Source organism: Diplocloster agilis (genome assembly GCF_019042275.1).
GTDB classification, from domain to species: Bacteria; Bacillota; Clostridia; order Lachnospirales; family Lachnospiraceae; genus Diplocloster; species Diplocloster agilis.
The window spans coordinates 74,340-89,442 of sequence record NZ_JAHQCW010000026.1 but is presented as its reverse complement, the minus strand read 5'-3'; the positions used below and the strand labels follow the sequence as shown (position 1 = coordinate 89,442).

Below are 15,103 nucleotides of genomic sequence, written 5' to 3'. Positions count from 1 at the left end.
AGCCTATTCACCAGGAACACGTGATGTGTTCCCGGTTCAGAGGCTCTTGCCCGTCGGACGTGAAGTCCGCCGGTCATCCTGAACCCGGCTTTCCGATTCTACTAAGCGGGTGCTCAGCCGCCCTATGCGCTCCCAGGGAGACACAACAGCCCCCGGCCTTCGGGAGCATCCCCGGAAACCGCCCTTGCGCCTGCCCGCTCCTGGTTTGGTGAGGACGGAGTTATGCGGAAGGATGGGGATTGGGGCTGCGTGCCGAAGGGGAGGTTAGCAGCGGATCTGTTCGCGGGGGATGTTTTAGAATTGATGGATGAGGTGGGGCAGTTAGATGTACGGAGAATTAATATAGTACGGAAAATTAAGATAGTACAGTGAGTAAACATGGAGGATAGATATGAACATAGAGATAAGAGCTTATGAGAATCATGATGTAAGGGATGCGGCGGATATATGGAACGAGGTTGTGGAGGACGGGGTCGCTTTTCCCCAAATGGATCTGCTGGATGAGATTTCGGGAGACGCCTTTTTTCGGGAGCAGTCTTTTACCGGAGTGGCTTACGATGCAGATACCGGCTTGATCGTGGGACTTTATATTCTGCATCCGAATAATGTGGGACGCTGCGGCCATATTTGCAATGCCAGTTATGCGGTAAAAAAGGAGATTCGGGGACAGCATATCGGTGAAAAGCTGGTGCTTCATTGTCTGGGGAAGGCAAAAGAACTGGGTTTCCGCGTGTTGCAATTTAATGCGGTCGTAAAGTCAAATAAGCCCGCTCTTTATTTATATGAAAAATTGGGATTTGTCAGGCTGGGAACGATTCCCGGGGGATTCCTGATGAAGGATGGTACATATGAGGACATTATTCCACATTATTATGTTTTATGATTTTGCCGGGAGTTTGGAAGCTGGGAGGAAGTGAGGGGGAGCTTTGCGCGGATCGGCATAAGTTAGCGCAGACAAAAGCGCCGCCAATTTCATTTGGAGAATTTTCGGGATTGTCCAAATGGGATTGGCGGCGCTGTTTTTTTTGTGGATCTGCCTTTTGGGGCGCTTATTTACTCGTCTTCTTCCAGTAATTCATCAAATTCAGCGCTGTCCAGAAGTTCGTCGAAGGCATCCGCTACTTTTTCATATTCGTCGTCGTCTTCGATATTTTCCAGTTCCGGCTCACCGTCTGCGGTTTCTTTATAACGATACAGATATACTTCGCCTTCTTCGTCGTCTTCTTCCGGCTCTAAGGGAAGCAGTGCGATATATTCGTTCTCACCGGCGGGGAAGATGGTCAGTACGGCGCATTCCATTTCGGAGCCGTCATCCAGTGTCAAAGTTACGGTAACTTCTTCTTCCTCGTGGCCGCATCCGCATCCACATCCGCATTCACAGTCGTGATTATGTTCACTCATATTTATACCTCTTTTCTTTCTTTTTAGGTATTTCCACTGTATCAGACTTGTCCTGCAATTGCAAGGTTTTATAGATAGAATCTGGATAAATTGAAAAGATCGGTATGGCAATATTTTGCCGGATGTGGGGGAAGGCTGTCGGAGCTGTTCAAAAGTTGTTGAATCGGCTGGATAAAAATACCAGAAGGAAATGGGCTTTTGGCTTGTATAAACCTGGAAGATGAATTATAATAAACTCATGTTAAATTATGGAAGAGCTGGCTTTGGATACCGGTCGTGGGGGGAACACATCGGAGGATGGAAACGGGTGTAAATACTGATTATAGGATGAGAATAGATTAAATGAAAATGAAAATGGACCAGGAGTGGGAATGGGAGTATTCCAGGAAAAAAATTAAGAAGCAGAGACGACAGAAGAGAATGCAGCTAATTAGGCGCATGCTGTTCTTTTTTTGTGTCCTGATTGGCGGATTCGCCGCGCTGGATTTCGCTTGGGGAGCATTAGGCCAGGAAGGGCCTGCCAATGATCTGCTCAAGCAAAAGTATGAATTGAACGAAGTATATGCCGCAGAGGCTTTAACGGGAGACGCTTTGGAGGAAGGGGAGGAAGCCGGTTCCAATCCGGAGGAGACGGCGGAACCGGAAGACGAGAATCCCTTTGAGTCGTTTTATTATTATGAGAAGGACAAGCAGTACCGCTACGAGGCATTCCAGCAGGAGAATCCGGATCTGCCTGCGGGAGACGTGGTATGGATGGTAAATGTGGGACTGGATCATAAATTCTATACGATGGCACAAGCGGCTGAGGTGGTTGAGGCAGGTCCCATGCTGGTCAACAAATACCGCTATCTGCCGAAGGATTACGCTCCGAAGCAGCTGGTCAGCGTCGGAAAAGGGAAACGGATGGAAAAGACAGCAGCCGAGGCGTTCAAAGAACTGAAAAAAGCCGCGAAGACCGCAGGTTTCTATCTGCAGCCCGTCTCCGCCTTCCGGACCTATCAGTATCAGGAAAATCTGCATAACAATTATATGAAACGCCAATCGGAGGAGGAAGTGGATACCTTCAGTTCCAGAGAAGGATTTTCCGAGCATCAGACCGGGCTGACGGTGGACATCAACACCGGACAGAGTACGCTTCGGGCCTTTGCGGGAACGCAGGCCGCGGAATGGGTGGAAAAACACTGCGGGGAGTTCGGCTTCATTGTCCGTTACCCCGAAGGAGAGGAAGAGATTACCGGTTATGAATACGAGCCGTGGCATATCACCTATGTGGGCGTTGAAACCGCTGCGGATATGAAGGCCAGGGGGATCAATACCCTGGAAGAGTATTATGTGAAATACATAGAGCACAGCCCGGACGAGACAGATATCGGTTATGCCGGATAAAGAGGGATGGGATTCCTTCCCGGAGCATCCCGGGACACCGATACGCATTTCTGCCTTAAGCAGCGGGCATACCCAAACCCGGGGAAGAACCCTTCCGGCAGTTAAAAGTCAGGTGAAATTCAAGCAAATTAGTTCCAGGGTCTTGACTTATGGCGGTTTTTGTATGATATTATTTAGGATAAGAGTGTAATGCCGGGGGCTGTGAGTACGCAGCTCCTTTTCTACGGCAAGAGTGAAAGCTACGGCTGCAAAGCTGCGGCAACAGTGAAAGAGATGGGTAGGAGGAAGGCTTAATTGGCGGATAATAAAAAAGAGATACAAAGAAGAAGAACATTTGCGATAATTTCCCATCCCGATGCGGGTAAAACAACGCTGACGGAGAAACTGCTTCTATATGGAGGCGCTATTAATCTGGCGGGCAGCGTAAAGGGGAAAGCAACAGCGAGACATGCGGTCTCTGACTGGATGGAGATTGAAAAGGAAAGAGGAATCTCCGTAACGTCATCTGTATTGCAGTTTGAGTACGACGGATACTGCATCAATATTCTGGACACCCCGGGGCATCAGGATTTCTCCGAGGACACCTACCGGACACTGATGGCGGCGGATTCCGCGGTCATGGTCATCGACGCGTCCAAGGGTGTGGAGGCCCAGACCAGAAAATTGTTCAAGGTCTGCGTTATGCGGAAAATCCCGATTTTTACCTTTATCAATAAAATGGACCGGGAGGCCAACGATACCTTCGATCTGCTGGATGAGATCGAGAAGGAGCTGGGAATCGCCACCTGTCCCATGAACTGGCCCATCGGTTCCGGAAAGGCGTTCCAGGGAGTCTATGACAGAAATGACAGGGAAGTGTCTCTGTTCAGCGACACCCAGAGGGGAACGAAAGAGGGAGAGATTACCAAAGTTTCCATCAATGATCCTAAAATCCAGGAGATCATCGGGAAAGAGGCTTTCGGCAAGCTGACCGATGAGATCGAACTGCTGGACGGCGCCAGCACGCCGTTCCGGCTGGATGAGGTTCAGGCGGGAGAGCTGTCTCCGGTATTCTTCGGATCTGCTCTCACCAACTTCGGAGTCCAGACCTTTTTGGAGCATTTCCTGAAAATGACCACAGCGCCGCTGCCCAGATTCGCCGATGTGGGGGTTATCGATCCGGTCAGCGAAGATTTTTCCGCGTTTGTGTTTAAGATTCAGGCGAATATGAATAAGGCGCACCGGGACCGGATCGCGTTCATGCGGATCTGTTCCGGAAAATTCGACGCCTCCCAGGAAGTGTACCATGTGCAGGGGGAAAAGAAAATGCGCCTATCCCAGCCTCAGCAGCTGATGGCCCAGGAGCGGAAAGTTGTGGAGGAGGCTTATGCCGGTGATATTATCGGGGTGTTTGATCCCGGCCTTTTTTCCATCGGGGATACGTTCTGCAGCCCCGGCAGGAAATTTGCATACGAAGGAATCCCTACGTTTGCACCGGAGCATTTCGCCCGCGTCCGGCAGGTGGACACCATGAAACGCAAGCAGTTCGTCAAAGGGGTAACCCAGATCGCCCAGGAAGGCGCGATCCAGATCTTCCAGGAGCTGCACAGCGGTTTGGAAGAGATTATCGTGGGAGTGGTCGGCGTTCTGCAGTTTGACGTCTTAAAATACCGTTTGAATAATGAGTATAACGTGGAGATTATCATGGAAAATCTTCCTTATGAGTATATCCGCTGGATTGAAAATACGGATATCGATATGGATTCCCTGACCGGAACTTCCGATATGAAGAAGATCCAGGATCTGAAGGGACGGCCTTTGCTGCTCTTTGTGAACAGCTGGAGCATCGGCATGACCCTAGACCGGAATAAGGGGCTGATCCTCTCGGAATTCGGGAGATCCTAGAGCGGAACCTTTTGAAGTAAGAAGAAACAACTGTCGCACTAACTTAGCGATCTTCCTGTGGGCTTCCTATGCCCGCTGCTTAGGGCTTGGAACCGAGGGCGGTATCCGGGGACGCTATCCTGGGACGGCTCCGAGCGGCCGGGTTCTTTTGTATCTCCCTGGGAGCGCGGAGGGCTAGCGCTGGAATACGCTAAGTGAAATCGAAAAGCCGGGTTCAGGAACCGAGCCTATTCACCAGGAACACGTGATGTGTTCCCGGTTCAGAGGCTCTTGCCCGTCGGACGTGAAGTCCGCCGTGCATCCTGAACCCGGCTTTCCGATTTCGCTAAGCGTATTCACAGCCGCCCTATGCGCTCCCAGGGAGATACAAAAGAACCCGGCCGCCCGGAGCCGTCCCAGGATAGCGTCCCCGGATACCGCCCTCGGTTCCAAGCCCTAAGCAGCGGGCATAGGAAGCCCACAGGAAGATAGCTAAGTTAGTGCGACCGTTCCTTTTTGCCCTGTTATAAAATGCGGGTTTATTAAAGAACTAAAGTTCAGAACTCCTTACGCCGATAGAGCAGGACCGTGAGCAGGAAGGAGAGGAGCAGGAATAGGATGGCAGGGAAAAGCAGCAGGGGAGAAGGGGTGAAATCCTTCAACGGGTTGAACGAGATGGACAGGGACTTAAATAAGCGGGGAAGCAGGTTGACCAGCAGGACCAGAATTAGAAAGGCTGTGGTAGTCCACTGGCTGGGGAGCAGGGTATAGCAGGGGATCAAAAGTGCCAGCAGCACGGTCTGAAAGGCCGCCACACACAGGATGTCGGAGAGAGGATAGTATACGGAGGGAAGAGAGGAGAACGGCAGGGCGTAGAGCAGGCCGGTGAGCAGCAGGGAGAGGATTAGAATGGCGTAGCTGTAGCCGCACCAGCCCAGGTAGCGGGCCAGGAGCAGGCGCAGCCGGCCATAGGGGGATGTGATGAGGGTAGGGTTGGCATGGCTCTTCTCCAGGATTTTGGCGAGGGTGGAGAAGCCAAGGAAGGTGGCTACACTGACGGCCGGCAGCAGTCCCAGGACGTTGCCGGGATCTATCAGGTAAAGGCCGCAGCTGATACAGGCGCCGATCAAAAGGATTCCGGTGAGCGTGTCACCGCAGAGAAGATAGTCTTTTTTGATTAGGGTATAGTACATGGAGCAGGCTCCTTTCTTTATAGACTTCTATTTTTAAGTTCCGTTCATACTAAAAGCTATACTTAACGGTATCCTATTACAGTATCCTATTATTACAAGCCCTTCGGGCTGATTCACAGCATTCACCGCCCGGTACTGTATGAATTCTTCCCCGCATCTAATACTCTTTCTTTATTAAGCGCGGCCGGGTAAAGCGGATGGAGAGATAGGAGGCCAGGGCTGTAACAGGCAGGAGTAACAGGATGAGTACAAGGGGGGACAAGCGGGGAAAGAAATGCCCCATGGCCTCGCAGAGCAGGAATACCAGCAGAAAAGCAGGTGCCAGGATCAGCATGGCCAGGAGCGAGGCTTTCGTTTCTTCCAGCAGGGCGTGGAGCGGGACCAGCAGAGCGCACAGGATCGTGGTCAGCAGCAGGCCCCCTGCTGCCATGTGTAGGTCCAGCGGAGGAAGAAGCCGGCGGACCGGCGGGAAGAATCCCGGCAGGATATACAGGAGGGTGGCGGATATCCAGGTACAGTATCCTATGAGATAACGGCCGTATAGGATACAGGAGGGAGTCATCGGCGTGGAGAACAGCAGGGCGTGGATGTGATATTTGCTGTCGGCTTCGAACAGGAGGCTGTAGATCAGCCCGGTGGTGATGCATAAGCAGAGGAGGTATCCCAGGGATGGGAAGGCTTCAACCGCTGAGGGCAGCAGGACCGTAGCTGCGAGAAGCATCAGGTAATACTGCAGGAGCACCATTATCAGGCTGCGTTTGATCAGGATCAGATCTTTTTTTAATGCGGTCAGGATCATGTCAGGACCTCCCGGCAAAAGCCATCATGATATCCTCGATAGTTGGTTTGGCGAAAACCGCTTTTGTAAGTCCGCGTTTTACAGCCGCGGAATCACAGGTCAGCCCTTCGAAATGAAAGCCGTGCTCTTCCATATGTAGGAAGGAGGCCCGAAGCGCTGGGGTCAGTTCGTCTTTACTGCCCTTGACCAGCGTATATTTTTCCAGAAGATCGTCTTTGTATTCGTCCAATACGATTTTGCCATTGTCGATCATGACGATGCGGTCTGCTATTTTATCCAGGTCGGTGGTGATGTGGGTGGAGAAGAAGACGGATTTGTTTCCTTCTTCCATATATTCCCGCAGGATGCCCAGCAGTTGATTCCGAATCAGAGGATCCAGACCCGAGGTTGGTTCGTCCATGAGGAGGAAGTCTGCGTGGTGGGACAAAGCCAGGGCGATGGCGTATTTCATGGTCATTCCTTTGGAGAGGTCGCTGATGTGGTAACTGAGCGGAAGCTTGAACTGGCGCGCGTAGCGTTTGAAGGCATTCTCATCCCAGTTCGAATAGGCCGGCGCCAGTATATTTTTCATATCGTTCAAGGACAGGTTTTCATAGAAATACCCTTTGTCAAATACAACGCCGATGCGGTTTTTGATTTCCCGCTCGTTCTCTTCCATTGTCTGTCCGAAGAGGCGGATCTCACCCGCGTCCTTTTTTACCAGACCCAGGATGGATTTGATGGTGGTTGTTTTTCCCGCTCCGTTGACTCCGATGAAACCGGTGATCTGGCCTAGCTCCGCGGAGAAGCTGATATCGTTTAATACGGTTTTACGATTATATTTTTTGGTAAGATGGCTGATTTCCAATACATTGTTCATAGGGGTAACTTCCTTTCTGTCAGGACTCGTAGAGTATCGACATCATTTCTAGCATCTCTTCTTTGGTAAGGCCTGCGGATTGGCCGGTCTCGTAGGCTTCCAGCAGCTTGCTTTCCACGAGCCGCAGCTTTTCCTCCCGGAACAGCTCCATATTCGTGGAGGAGACGAAAAAGCCTTTGCCGGGCACGCTGTTTACATAGCCTTCGGCTTCCAGCTCGTCGTATGCCCGCTTAGTGGTCAGGACACTGACCATGGTCTCATTGGCCAGCTTCCGGATGGAGGGGAGGATTTCCCCCTCTTTTATCTGCCCGGTATAGATCGCGTCCTTGATCTGATCTTTAATCTGCCGGTAGATTGGTATTTCCGAGGCGTTATTTATCAGGATATCCAAAAAGTTTCACCACCTACTGTAATAGTCTGTATATAACTGTATATCATATTAATACACAGTTGTCAATAGATTTATGCGGATTCGTATTTTTACGCTTCTTATGGTGGGATTCCTATGGCGGCGGCAGAAGGGTATTCATGTTGCCGGAATCGTGGTATAATATCGGCAGGCCACTTGATTTTGATAGAGAAAGGGGTGCTGCTGTGAAACAGACGTTTGCGGAATTGATTGAAGACTGCCCAGTAATAGCCGCGGTGAAAGATCCGGAAGGGTTAGAACAGAGCCTGCGCGCGGAGGGGAATATTATATTTGTTCTTTATGGAGATCTGATGAATATACCGGAGATTGTGGACCGTATTAAGGAGAGCGGAAAGACTGCCATGGTTCATGTGGATTTGATCGCCGGGCTTACCTCCAGGGAGATCGCGGTGGAATTTATCCAAAGGCATACCGGAGCGGACGGCATTATTACCACGAAGCCGGCATTGGTCAAAAAAGCCTCGGAGCTTGGCTTATATACGGTGCTGCGCCATTTTATTATAGACTCCATGGCGCTTTCCAACATTGAGCGGCAGAATGACAGCGTTCATCCCGACGTGATCGAGATACTGCCGGGAGTGATGCCGAAGATTATACGGAAAATATGTACCTTGTCCAGAGTTCCGGTCATTGCGGGCGGGCTGATTACGGATAAAGAGGATGTTATGGGAGCGCTAAGCGCGGGAGCGGCGGCGATATCGTCGACGAATCCGGACGTTTGGTTTTTATAATAACCGGTCGTTTTTTGTATATAGGAATCTAAAGGGGGAAGAAGTATGAAATGTCCTTTCTGTAATCGGGAAATGGAGATGGGGTATCTCACATCAGATGCCCGTGCGATTGCATGGAGAAAAGAAAGATATCAACCGGCCATCATAAGAAAAGGAGACGGTATCCAGTTGGCCCGGAATTCCTTTGGTGGGGCAGTTTCCATAGCGAATGCGTTTTGCTGTCAAGAATGTAAAAAAATAGTGATCGATTATTCGGAAAAAGAAGATATTTAGTATAGGATCAAAAAGGAAAATGCCGGCAGCCGATGTATTCTTGTTGATTTCAGGCTGAGCTAATAGTAAAGGATTTAGGAAAAGTTAGGAAAAGATTTAATAGAAAAAGGTTGTGGCAGTTATAGATTTGTGATATAGTAAATGAAGAAAAATAGAATACATATTTGCATGAGATTAAGAGCTAAGCAAAAAACGGATCCGTGAGGATTTATTTTGGCTTAGCTTTTTTGCGTTTGAAAAGAAGTTTGGAAGAAAAACCGAACAGGATCTGATGACGCAAAAGAAAACCGGTATAAAAGCGGAAGAATAACCAGAAAAAAGGAGAGAAGAAGGATGTATGATGTAGTGATTATCGGGGCCGGGGTTACCGGCTGCGCCATTGCCAGAGAACTTTCCAGATACCAGGTGAAGGCCTGCGTATTGGAAAAATGTGAAGATGTCTGCTGTGGAACCTCGAAAGCCAACAGCGCCATTGCCCACGCCGGATTCGACGCCCTGCCCGGTACGAAAAAAGCCCTTTTCAATATCAGGGGAAGCGAAATGATGGAGGCGGTCTCCAAAGAACTGGATTTTCCATTTGTCAAAAATGGGTCCCTGGTGGTCTGCCGCAAAGAGAAGGATCTGCCGAAGCTGCAGGAGTTATACGACCGGGGGATCCAAAACGGTGTGAAAGATATGCGGATCATCGGCCGGGAAGAGGTGCATGAGATGGAGCCGAACCTGGCAGACGGTGTACTGGCGGCCCTCTACGCGCCCACGGCGGGCATTGTCTGTCCCTTTGGCATGACCATTGCCTATGCGGAGAACGCGGCCGTAAACGGTATCGAGTTTCGCTTTGACACGGAGGTGAACGCGGTCCGGAAGGAGGAAGAGGGCTATGTGATTCATACAACCCGCGGGGAATTCCGCACCAGGGCCATTGTAAACGCGGCCGGTGTCTATGCGGACGCCATTCACAATATGGTCAGCGGCGAGAAGTTACATATCACGCCCAGAAGAGGCGATTACTGCCTGCTGGATCATACGGCCGGAGAGCATGTGGCCCGGACGGTCTTCCCGCTGCCCGGCGAATATGGAAAAGGGGTTCTGGTAGCCCCTACCGTTCATGGCAACCTGATTCTGGGGCCAACTGCGGTGGATGTGGAAAATAAGGAAGAGACCTGCGTCAGACAGGAGGAGCTGGATTATCTGTTAGATAAGGTCGGACATTCCGTGAAGAATATTCCCATCCGCCAGGTGATCACATCCTTTGCCGGACTGCGGGCCCATGAGGATTCGGATGATTTCGTACTGGGAGAAGCCAAGGATGCGAGGAACTTTTTTGACGCGGCGGGAATCGAATCACCGGGACTGACCAGCGCGCCTGCTATCGGCGTCTGGATGGCGGAGCAGATTCAGGAAAGTCTGCAGTTACCGGTTAATCCCGAATTTATTCCGAATAGAAAAGGAATCCTGAATCCGGCGGAGCTGCCAATGGAAAAACGAAACGAACTGATCCGGCAGAAGCCGGAATATGGAACTATCATCTGCCGGTGTGAGATGATCAGCGAGGGGGAAATCATGGACGCGATCCACAGGCCTGTGGGAGCCAGGTCTCTGGACGGTGTAAAGCGGAGAACCAGAGCGGGAATGGGACGGTGCCAGTCGGGATTCTGTTCCCCCAGAACAATGGAAATCCTGGAACGGGAGCTGGGACTGCCGATGGAAGAACTCACCAAAAGCGGCGGAGAATCAAAGATCATTGTGGGAATCAACAAGGACAGATGGTAAAGGAGGATATAAGCATGCTTTCATATGATATCGTCATTGTCGGAGGCGGACCGGCCGGGCTCGCTGCCGCGGCTTCGGCCAGGGAACAGGGGATCGAAAGCGTTCTGATTCTGGAACGGGATCACACGCTGGGAGGAATTTTAAATCAGTGCATTCACAATGGATTTGGCCTGCACACATTCAAAGAAGAGCTGACCGGGCCGGAATACGCGGCCAGATTCATAGACCGGGTCAACGAGCTGGGCATTGAATATAAGCTGAACACCATGGTTATGGACATCAGCAGCGAAAAATGCATTACCGCCATGAACCGGGAGGAAGGATTGTTCCAGATCCGGGCGAAAGCGGTCATACTGGCTATGGGATGCCGGGAACGGCCAAGGGGCGCCCTGAATATACCCGGATACCGGCCGGCCGGGATATTTTCCGCCGGAACGGCCCAGCGTCTGGTGAATATGGAAGGATACCTGCCCGGCAGGGAGGTGGTTATCCTGGGCTCCGGAGATATCGGCCTGATTATGGCCAGGAGAATGACGCTGGAGGGCGCGAAGGTGAAGCTGGTGGCTGAGCTTATGCCCTATTCCGGCGGATTGAAGCGGAATATCGTACAGTGCCTGGATGACTTCGGCATTCCGTTAAAGCTAAGCCATACCGTGATCGACATCGACGGCAAGGAAAGGGTAAAGGGCGTTACCGTGGCGCAGGTGGATGAACATCGGAAGCCCATACCCGGCACGGAGGAATATATATCCTGTGATACCCTCCTGTTATCCGTAGGACTGATTCCGGAAAATGAACTGTCCAGAGGCATGGGCGTGGATATGGAACCGGTCACCTCAGGCCCCGTGGTGAATGAAAGCCTGGAGACCAACGTGGAAGGCGTATTTGCCTGCGGCAATGTGCTGCACGTGCATGATCTGGTGGATTATGTATCGGAAGAGGCGGCCGCGGCGGGAAAGAATGCGGCCCGCTATATCCGGGAAGGGGCGAAACGTGCGGAACAGGCCGGATGTGTGGAACTGGCCGCGGAGGGCGGCGTGCGCTATACCGTGCCGAAGTATATCCATACGGACAGGATGGAAGAGAAGCTGACGGTACGCTTCCGCGTGGGGGATGTATACAAAGGCTGCTATATTTGTACCTATTTTGACGATACCTGCGTCAAACGGCAAAAGCGGCCGGTCATGGCGCCGGGAGAGATGGAAGAAATCAAGCTGCAAAAGCAGAAGCTGGAAGAATATCCGGATCTGAAAAAGATCACCATCCGGATCGAGAAGGGAGGGGAATGACGGTGAGAGAGGATAGAGCGGAAAAGGGTAAAAGGGAGCTGGTCTGTATCGGCTGTCCTCTGGGCTGCATGATAACCGTCACATGTAAGGACGGACAGATCCTGACAGTCTCAGGGAACACCTGCAAAAAAGGGGATCAGTATGCCAGAAACGAAGTGACAAACCCGGAACGTATGGTGACCACCACGGTGCGCCTTGCGGACCGGCCCCATGAGACCGTGTCGGTAAAGAGTGAGCGGAGCATACCCAAGGAGAAGATTTTTGATTTTGTAAAAGCTCTGAAAATGGTGGAAGTGAAGGCTCCGGTCCACATTTCGGATGTCATACTGTCCGATGTGGCCGGAACCGGTGTGGCAGCGGTTGCTACGGTGAACCGTTTATAAATTGCCCACACTATACAAGGTCAATATCGTCCTCGTGGGACATATAATATGCCATCACATAAATACCGGCAAAAAACAGAGGATCGGTTTTGGGAGCCAGGCTCAGGATCTGATGTCCCATTTTAAAAAAGGGAGAGATACTGCCCAGATCCTGATCGGAGCAGCTGACAGTTACGCGGCCGTCCTCCATCCTCTGGAGGATATAAGGCCCTCCGGGGGCCTGAATACGGATCTTTTGAATCCGCGGCGGACGAAATAAAAACGCGGGGGATACGGACAGATCCTGGGGCTGCTCATCAGGACCCGGAACATCGGCGACGGCGTAGAGGGAAGCGCCGCGGTACATTTGGTACTGGGCAGCCGCGCCGGGTGCAGCAGACGGCGCCTTGTCGACGAGATATACGGAAGTGCCGTCTGGAGAGCATACGGTCTTCGCGGGTCCGGTAAGCCGCCCTAAGAGGCGTGCCACGACCTGATTCTGTTCGTCGACCAGTTTCCAAAGCAGAGGTGTTTTGACAATTTTCAGATTCATTCTGATCCCGCCTTTCTACGGTATAAAATAGAGGAGCCCGCCGATTACCCCGCATCCGGCCATAACCATGATGGGACTTAGTTTCCATTTCCTGAGGATAAAGAGGGCGGCAAAAAATAAAACCACCGAGGATATGTGAAGGGCGCTAAGCTGCGGAACGAAACCGCCTTCTCCCCAAAAGGCCAGGATGATCATCGTCAGTCCTGCGGATGCGATCAGCGCTACGACGGCCGGGCGAAGGGCATTCAGCACACCCTGGATTACGGTTAACTGCTGATATTTAAAATACAGGAAAGCCAGCAGGGAGACGATGATACAGGAAGGGAGGATACATCCCAGCGTGGAGATGACCGCCCCGCCGAAACCGGCGATCTGGATCCCCACAAAGGTGGCGGAATTCACGGCGATGGGTCCCGGGGTCATCTGGGAAATGGTGATCAGGTCGGTGAATTCCGTCATGGTCAGCCAATGATGCAGATCCACCACCTGATTCTGGATCAGGGGCATGGCCGCGTAACCGCCTCCGATACTGAATAATCCGATCTGGAAGAAGCTCCAGAACAACTGCAGATAAATCATGGCCGGACACTCTCCTTTTTCTTATTCTGCCGGTGCGCAATCAGCGTCTGGATAGCGCCCAGAGCGCCGCAGACGAGTATGATATACATCACGTTGATGTGGAACAGATAGGTGGCCAGAAAAGCTCCGGCCATGATCAGCAGATACAACAGCTTTTTTTCTTTTATGATATTGCCGCCCATGCTGATGACGACATCGGCGATGACGGCGGCTACTCCGGCCTGCATACCGCCTAATACCGCGCTGACGATGGGGTTACTACGAAAAGCGGTATAAAACAGGGACAGTACAGACAGCAGCAATAGCGGCGGCAGAACGGTGCCCAGTATCGAGATACCGGCCCCGACAACGCCTGCGACCCGGTAGCCCAGCAGTATCGAAGCATTGACGGCCACAGCGCCCGGCGAGGATTGGGCGATAGCGGCCATGTTCAGCATATCCTCCTCCTCCAGCCATTTAAGGTCATCCACGAATTTTCTTTTCATCAGCGGGATGATGACATAGCCGCCTCCGAATGTGAAGGAACTGAGAAAAAAGGTTGAGGTAAATAATTTCCAATATTTTTTAGGTTTATCGATCATGAAGATTCCTCCTTGCATTTTTATTTTATCCTTTACAGACTTATATGTAAAATAATATAATAATATAAATATTATAATTATTTCTTATGAAGTGGGAGGAAGGCGGTACGGAAAAATGACTTTACGGCACATGAGAATCTTTGTCGCGGTCTGTGAGTGTGAGAGCGTTACAGCCGGGGCGGAAAAGCTTTTTATCGCGCAGCCGGCGGCGAGTCTCGCCATCGCGGAGCTGGAAGAATATTACGGCGTCAAGCTGTTCGACCGGATCGCCAGACGGCTCTATATCACCGAAGCCGGAAAGCAGTTTTTGCAATATGCTATCCACATTGTATCACTGTTTGACCAATTGGAACAAGATGTCCGGAACTGGGATCAGATCGGGGTACTGCGGATCGGGGCCAGCATCACCATCGGCAACTATCTGCTGCCCGAGTATGCGAAGGCGTTCCAGAAGCTCTATCCGGCCATTCAGATGCATGTGCAGATCGATAATACGGAGGCTGTGGAGAGGGCGGTGCTGAAAAATGAGATCGATGTGGGACTGGTGGAAGGGGAAGTCGCCAGCTCTTATATAGAGAAGATATGTTTTATGGAAGATCCGCTGGTTCTAATCTGTTCCGTGGATCACCCGTGGGCGGTCCGGGAGGATATCGATATCAACGAGCTCAGGGGAGTGGATTTTATCATGCGGGAACGGGGAAGCGCGGGCAGGGAGATCTTCGATCAGGCGCTTCGGGTTAAAAAGGTCGAAGTGGTTCCCTCCTGGCAGAGCGTGAGTACCCAGGCGATCATACGGGCGGTAGCGGAAGGACTGGGAGTGTCGGTGCTGCCGAATCTGTTCGTGAAGGAGAGCCTGGAAAAAGGGGAAATCGCCAGCACCCGGATTCGCGGTCTGGATTTGAAAAGGTCCTTTTCCGTAATCCGCCACAGGAATAAATTCCTCACCGAAGCGGCAAAATCCTTCATCCGCCTATGTACGGGGGAGGATAGTATGATATAATGTCGATAGACATGATAAAGCTAAATGGGGTAGT

Annotated in this window: 18 protein-coding genes; 10 read left to right on the top strand and 8 right to left on the bottom strand. The window is 51.4% G+C overall.

Annotated elements, in window-relative coordinates; all coding sequences use genetic code 11:
• Window positions 1–222 precede the first annotated feature (222 nt).
• A complete protein-coding gene (locus tag KTH89_RS15330; RefSeq protein ID WP_238722268.1) occupies window positions 223–372 on the top strand; it encodes a hypothetical protein in 150 nt (49 codons plus the stop codon).
• Between the two features lie 19 nt (window positions 373–391).
• Window positions 392–883 (top strand): GNAT family N-acetyltransferase, encoded by a 492-nt coding sequence (locus KTH89_RS15325; protein WP_238722267.1) that lies wholly within the window; start codon window positions 392–394, stop codon window positions 881–883.
• Between the two features lie 170 nt (window positions 884–1,053).
• On the opposite strand, the gene KTH89_RS15320 is transcribed toward KTH89_RS15325, so the two are convergent.
• On the bottom strand, window positions 1,054–1,401 hold the full coding sequence (locus KTH89_RS15320; RefSeq protein WP_158348803.1) for a DUF1292 domain-containing protein: 348 nt from the start codon (window positions 1,399–1,401) through the stop codon (window positions 1,054–1,056).
• A 342-nt stretch (window positions 1,402–1,743) separates the two neighbouring features.
• Here KTH89_RS15320 and KTH89_RS15315 point away from each other — a divergent pair, with 342 nt between their 5' ends.
• Together KTH89_RS15315 and KTH89_RS15310 are read left to right on the top strand one after the other, a co-directional pair.
• Window positions 1,744–2,787 carry a M15 family metallopeptidase gene (locus tag KTH89_RS15315; protein WP_238722266.1) on the top strand — a complete coding sequence of 348 codons (1,044 nt, stop codon included), beginning with the start codon at window positions 1,744–1,746 and terminating at the stop codon, window positions 2,785–2,787.
• 294 nt (window positions 2,788–3,081) lie between these two features.
• Complete coding sequence (locus KTH89_RS15310; protein ID WP_158348805.1) at window positions 3,082–4,671, top strand: peptide chain release factor 3; 1,590 nt, start codon at window positions 3,082–3,084, stop codon at window positions 4,669–4,671.
• A gap of 536 nt (window positions 4,672–5,207) precedes the next feature.
• Here KTH89_RS15310 and KTH89_RS15305 read toward each other — a convergent pair.
• The 4 genes from KTH89_RS15305 to KTH89_RS15290 all read right to left on the bottom strand — a co-directional run bounded on the left by KTH89_RS15305 (window position 5,208) and on the right by KTH89_RS15290 (window position 7,892).
• On the bottom strand, window positions 5,208–5,843 hold the full coding sequence (locus KTH89_RS15305) for an ABC-2 transporter permease (RefSeq protein WP_238722265.1): 636 nt from the start codon (window positions 5,841–5,843) through the stop codon (window positions 5,208–5,210).
• 157 nt (window positions 5,844–6,000) lie between these two features.
• A complete protein-coding gene (locus tag KTH89_RS15300; protein WP_238722264.1) occupies window positions 6,001–6,642 on the bottom strand; it encodes an ABC-2 transporter permease in 642 nt (213 codons plus the stop codon).
• Window position 6,643: 1 nt separating this feature from the next.
• Window positions 6,644–7,501 carry an ABC transporter ATP-binding protein gene (locus tag KTH89_RS15295; RefSeq protein ID WP_238722263.1) on the bottom strand — a complete coding sequence of 286 codons (858 nt, stop codon included), beginning with the start codon at window positions 7,499–7,501 and terminating at the stop codon, window positions 6,644–6,646.
• 19 nt (window positions 7,502–7,520) lie between these two features.
• Window positions 7,521–7,892, bottom strand: coding sequence for a GntR family transcriptional regulator (locus KTH89_RS15290; RefSeq protein ID WP_238722262.1), 372 nt, complete (start codon window positions 7,890–7,892; stop codon window positions 7,521–7,523).
• 203 nt (window positions 7,893–8,095) lie between these two features.
• Here KTH89_RS15290 and KTH89_RS15285 point away from each other — a divergent pair, with 203 nt between their 5' ends.
• The 5 genes from KTH89_RS15285 (at window position 8,096) to KTH89_RS15265 (ending at window position 12,377) form a co-directional block, all read left to right on the top strand.
• On the top strand, window positions 8,096–8,662 hold the full coding sequence (locus KTH89_RS15285) for a glycerol-3-phosphate responsive antiterminator (protein WP_158346518.1): 567 nt from the start codon (window positions 8,096–8,098) through the stop codon (window positions 8,660–8,662).
• 45 nt (window positions 8,663–8,707) lie between these two features.
• On the top strand, window positions 8,708–8,935 hold the full coding sequence (locus tag KTH89_RS15280) for a PF20097 family protein (RefSeq protein ID WP_158346515.1): 228 nt from the start codon (window positions 8,708–8,710) through the stop codon (window positions 8,933–8,935).
• Between the two features lie 333 nt (window positions 8,936–9,268).
• Window positions 9,269–10,705 (top strand): NAD(P)/FAD-dependent oxidoreductase, encoded by a 1,437-nt coding sequence (locus KTH89_RS15275; RefSeq protein ID WP_238722261.1) that lies wholly within the window; start codon window positions 9,269–9,271, stop codon window positions 10,703–10,705.
• Between the two features lie 14 nt (window positions 10,706–10,719).
• A complete protein-coding gene (locus KTH89_RS15270; RefSeq protein ID WP_158346511.1) occupies window positions 10,720–11,994 on the top strand; it encodes an NAD(P)/FAD-dependent oxidoreductase in 1,275 nt (424 codons plus the stop codon).
• Window positions 11,995–12,062: 68 nt separating this feature from the next.
• Window positions 12,063–12,377 carry a DUF1667 domain-containing protein gene (locus KTH89_RS15265; protein WP_238722271.1) on the top strand — a complete coding sequence of 105 codons (315 nt, stop codon included), beginning with the start codon at window positions 12,063–12,065 and terminating at the stop codon, window positions 12,375–12,377.
• A gap of 10 nt (window positions 12,378–12,387) precedes the next feature.
• Here the strand turns inward: KTH89_RS15265 and KTH89_RS15260 are convergent, their stop codons facing one another.
• Genes KTH89_RS15260 through KTH89_RS15250 form a run of 3 tightly spaced genes read right to left on the bottom strand, consistent with a single transcriptional unit; the run spans window position 12,388 to window position 14,069 of the window.
• The gene (locus KTH89_RS15260) at window positions 12,388–12,909 is read right to left on the bottom strand and encodes a hypothetical protein (RefSeq protein ID WP_238722260.1); all 522 of its coding nucleotides are present in this window, start codon (window positions 12,907–12,909) and stop codon (window positions 12,388–12,390) included.
• Between the two features lie 15 nt (window positions 12,910–12,924).
• On the bottom strand, window positions 12,925–13,488 hold the full coding sequence (locus KTH89_RS15255) for a chromate transporter (RefSeq protein ID WP_158346505.1): 564 nt from the start codon (window positions 13,486–13,488) through the stop codon (window positions 12,925–12,927).
• On the bottom strand, window positions 13,485–14,069 hold the full coding sequence (locus tag KTH89_RS15250; RefSeq protein WP_158346503.1) for a chromate transporter: 585 nt from the start codon (window positions 14,067–14,069) through the stop codon (window positions 13,485–13,487). Before KTH89_RS15250 ends, KTH89_RS15255 begins: the two co-directional genes overlap by 4 nt.
• A 115-nt stretch (window positions 14,070–14,184) precedes the next feature.
• Here KTH89_RS15250 and KTH89_RS15245 point away from each other — a divergent pair, with 115 nt between their 5' ends.
• Entirely contained in the window at window positions 14,185–15,069 is an 885-nt protein-coding gene (locus tag KTH89_RS15245) for a LysR family transcriptional regulator (protein ID WP_238722259.1), read from the top strand.
• The last annotated feature ends 34 nt before the right edge of the window (window positions 15,070–15,103 follow it).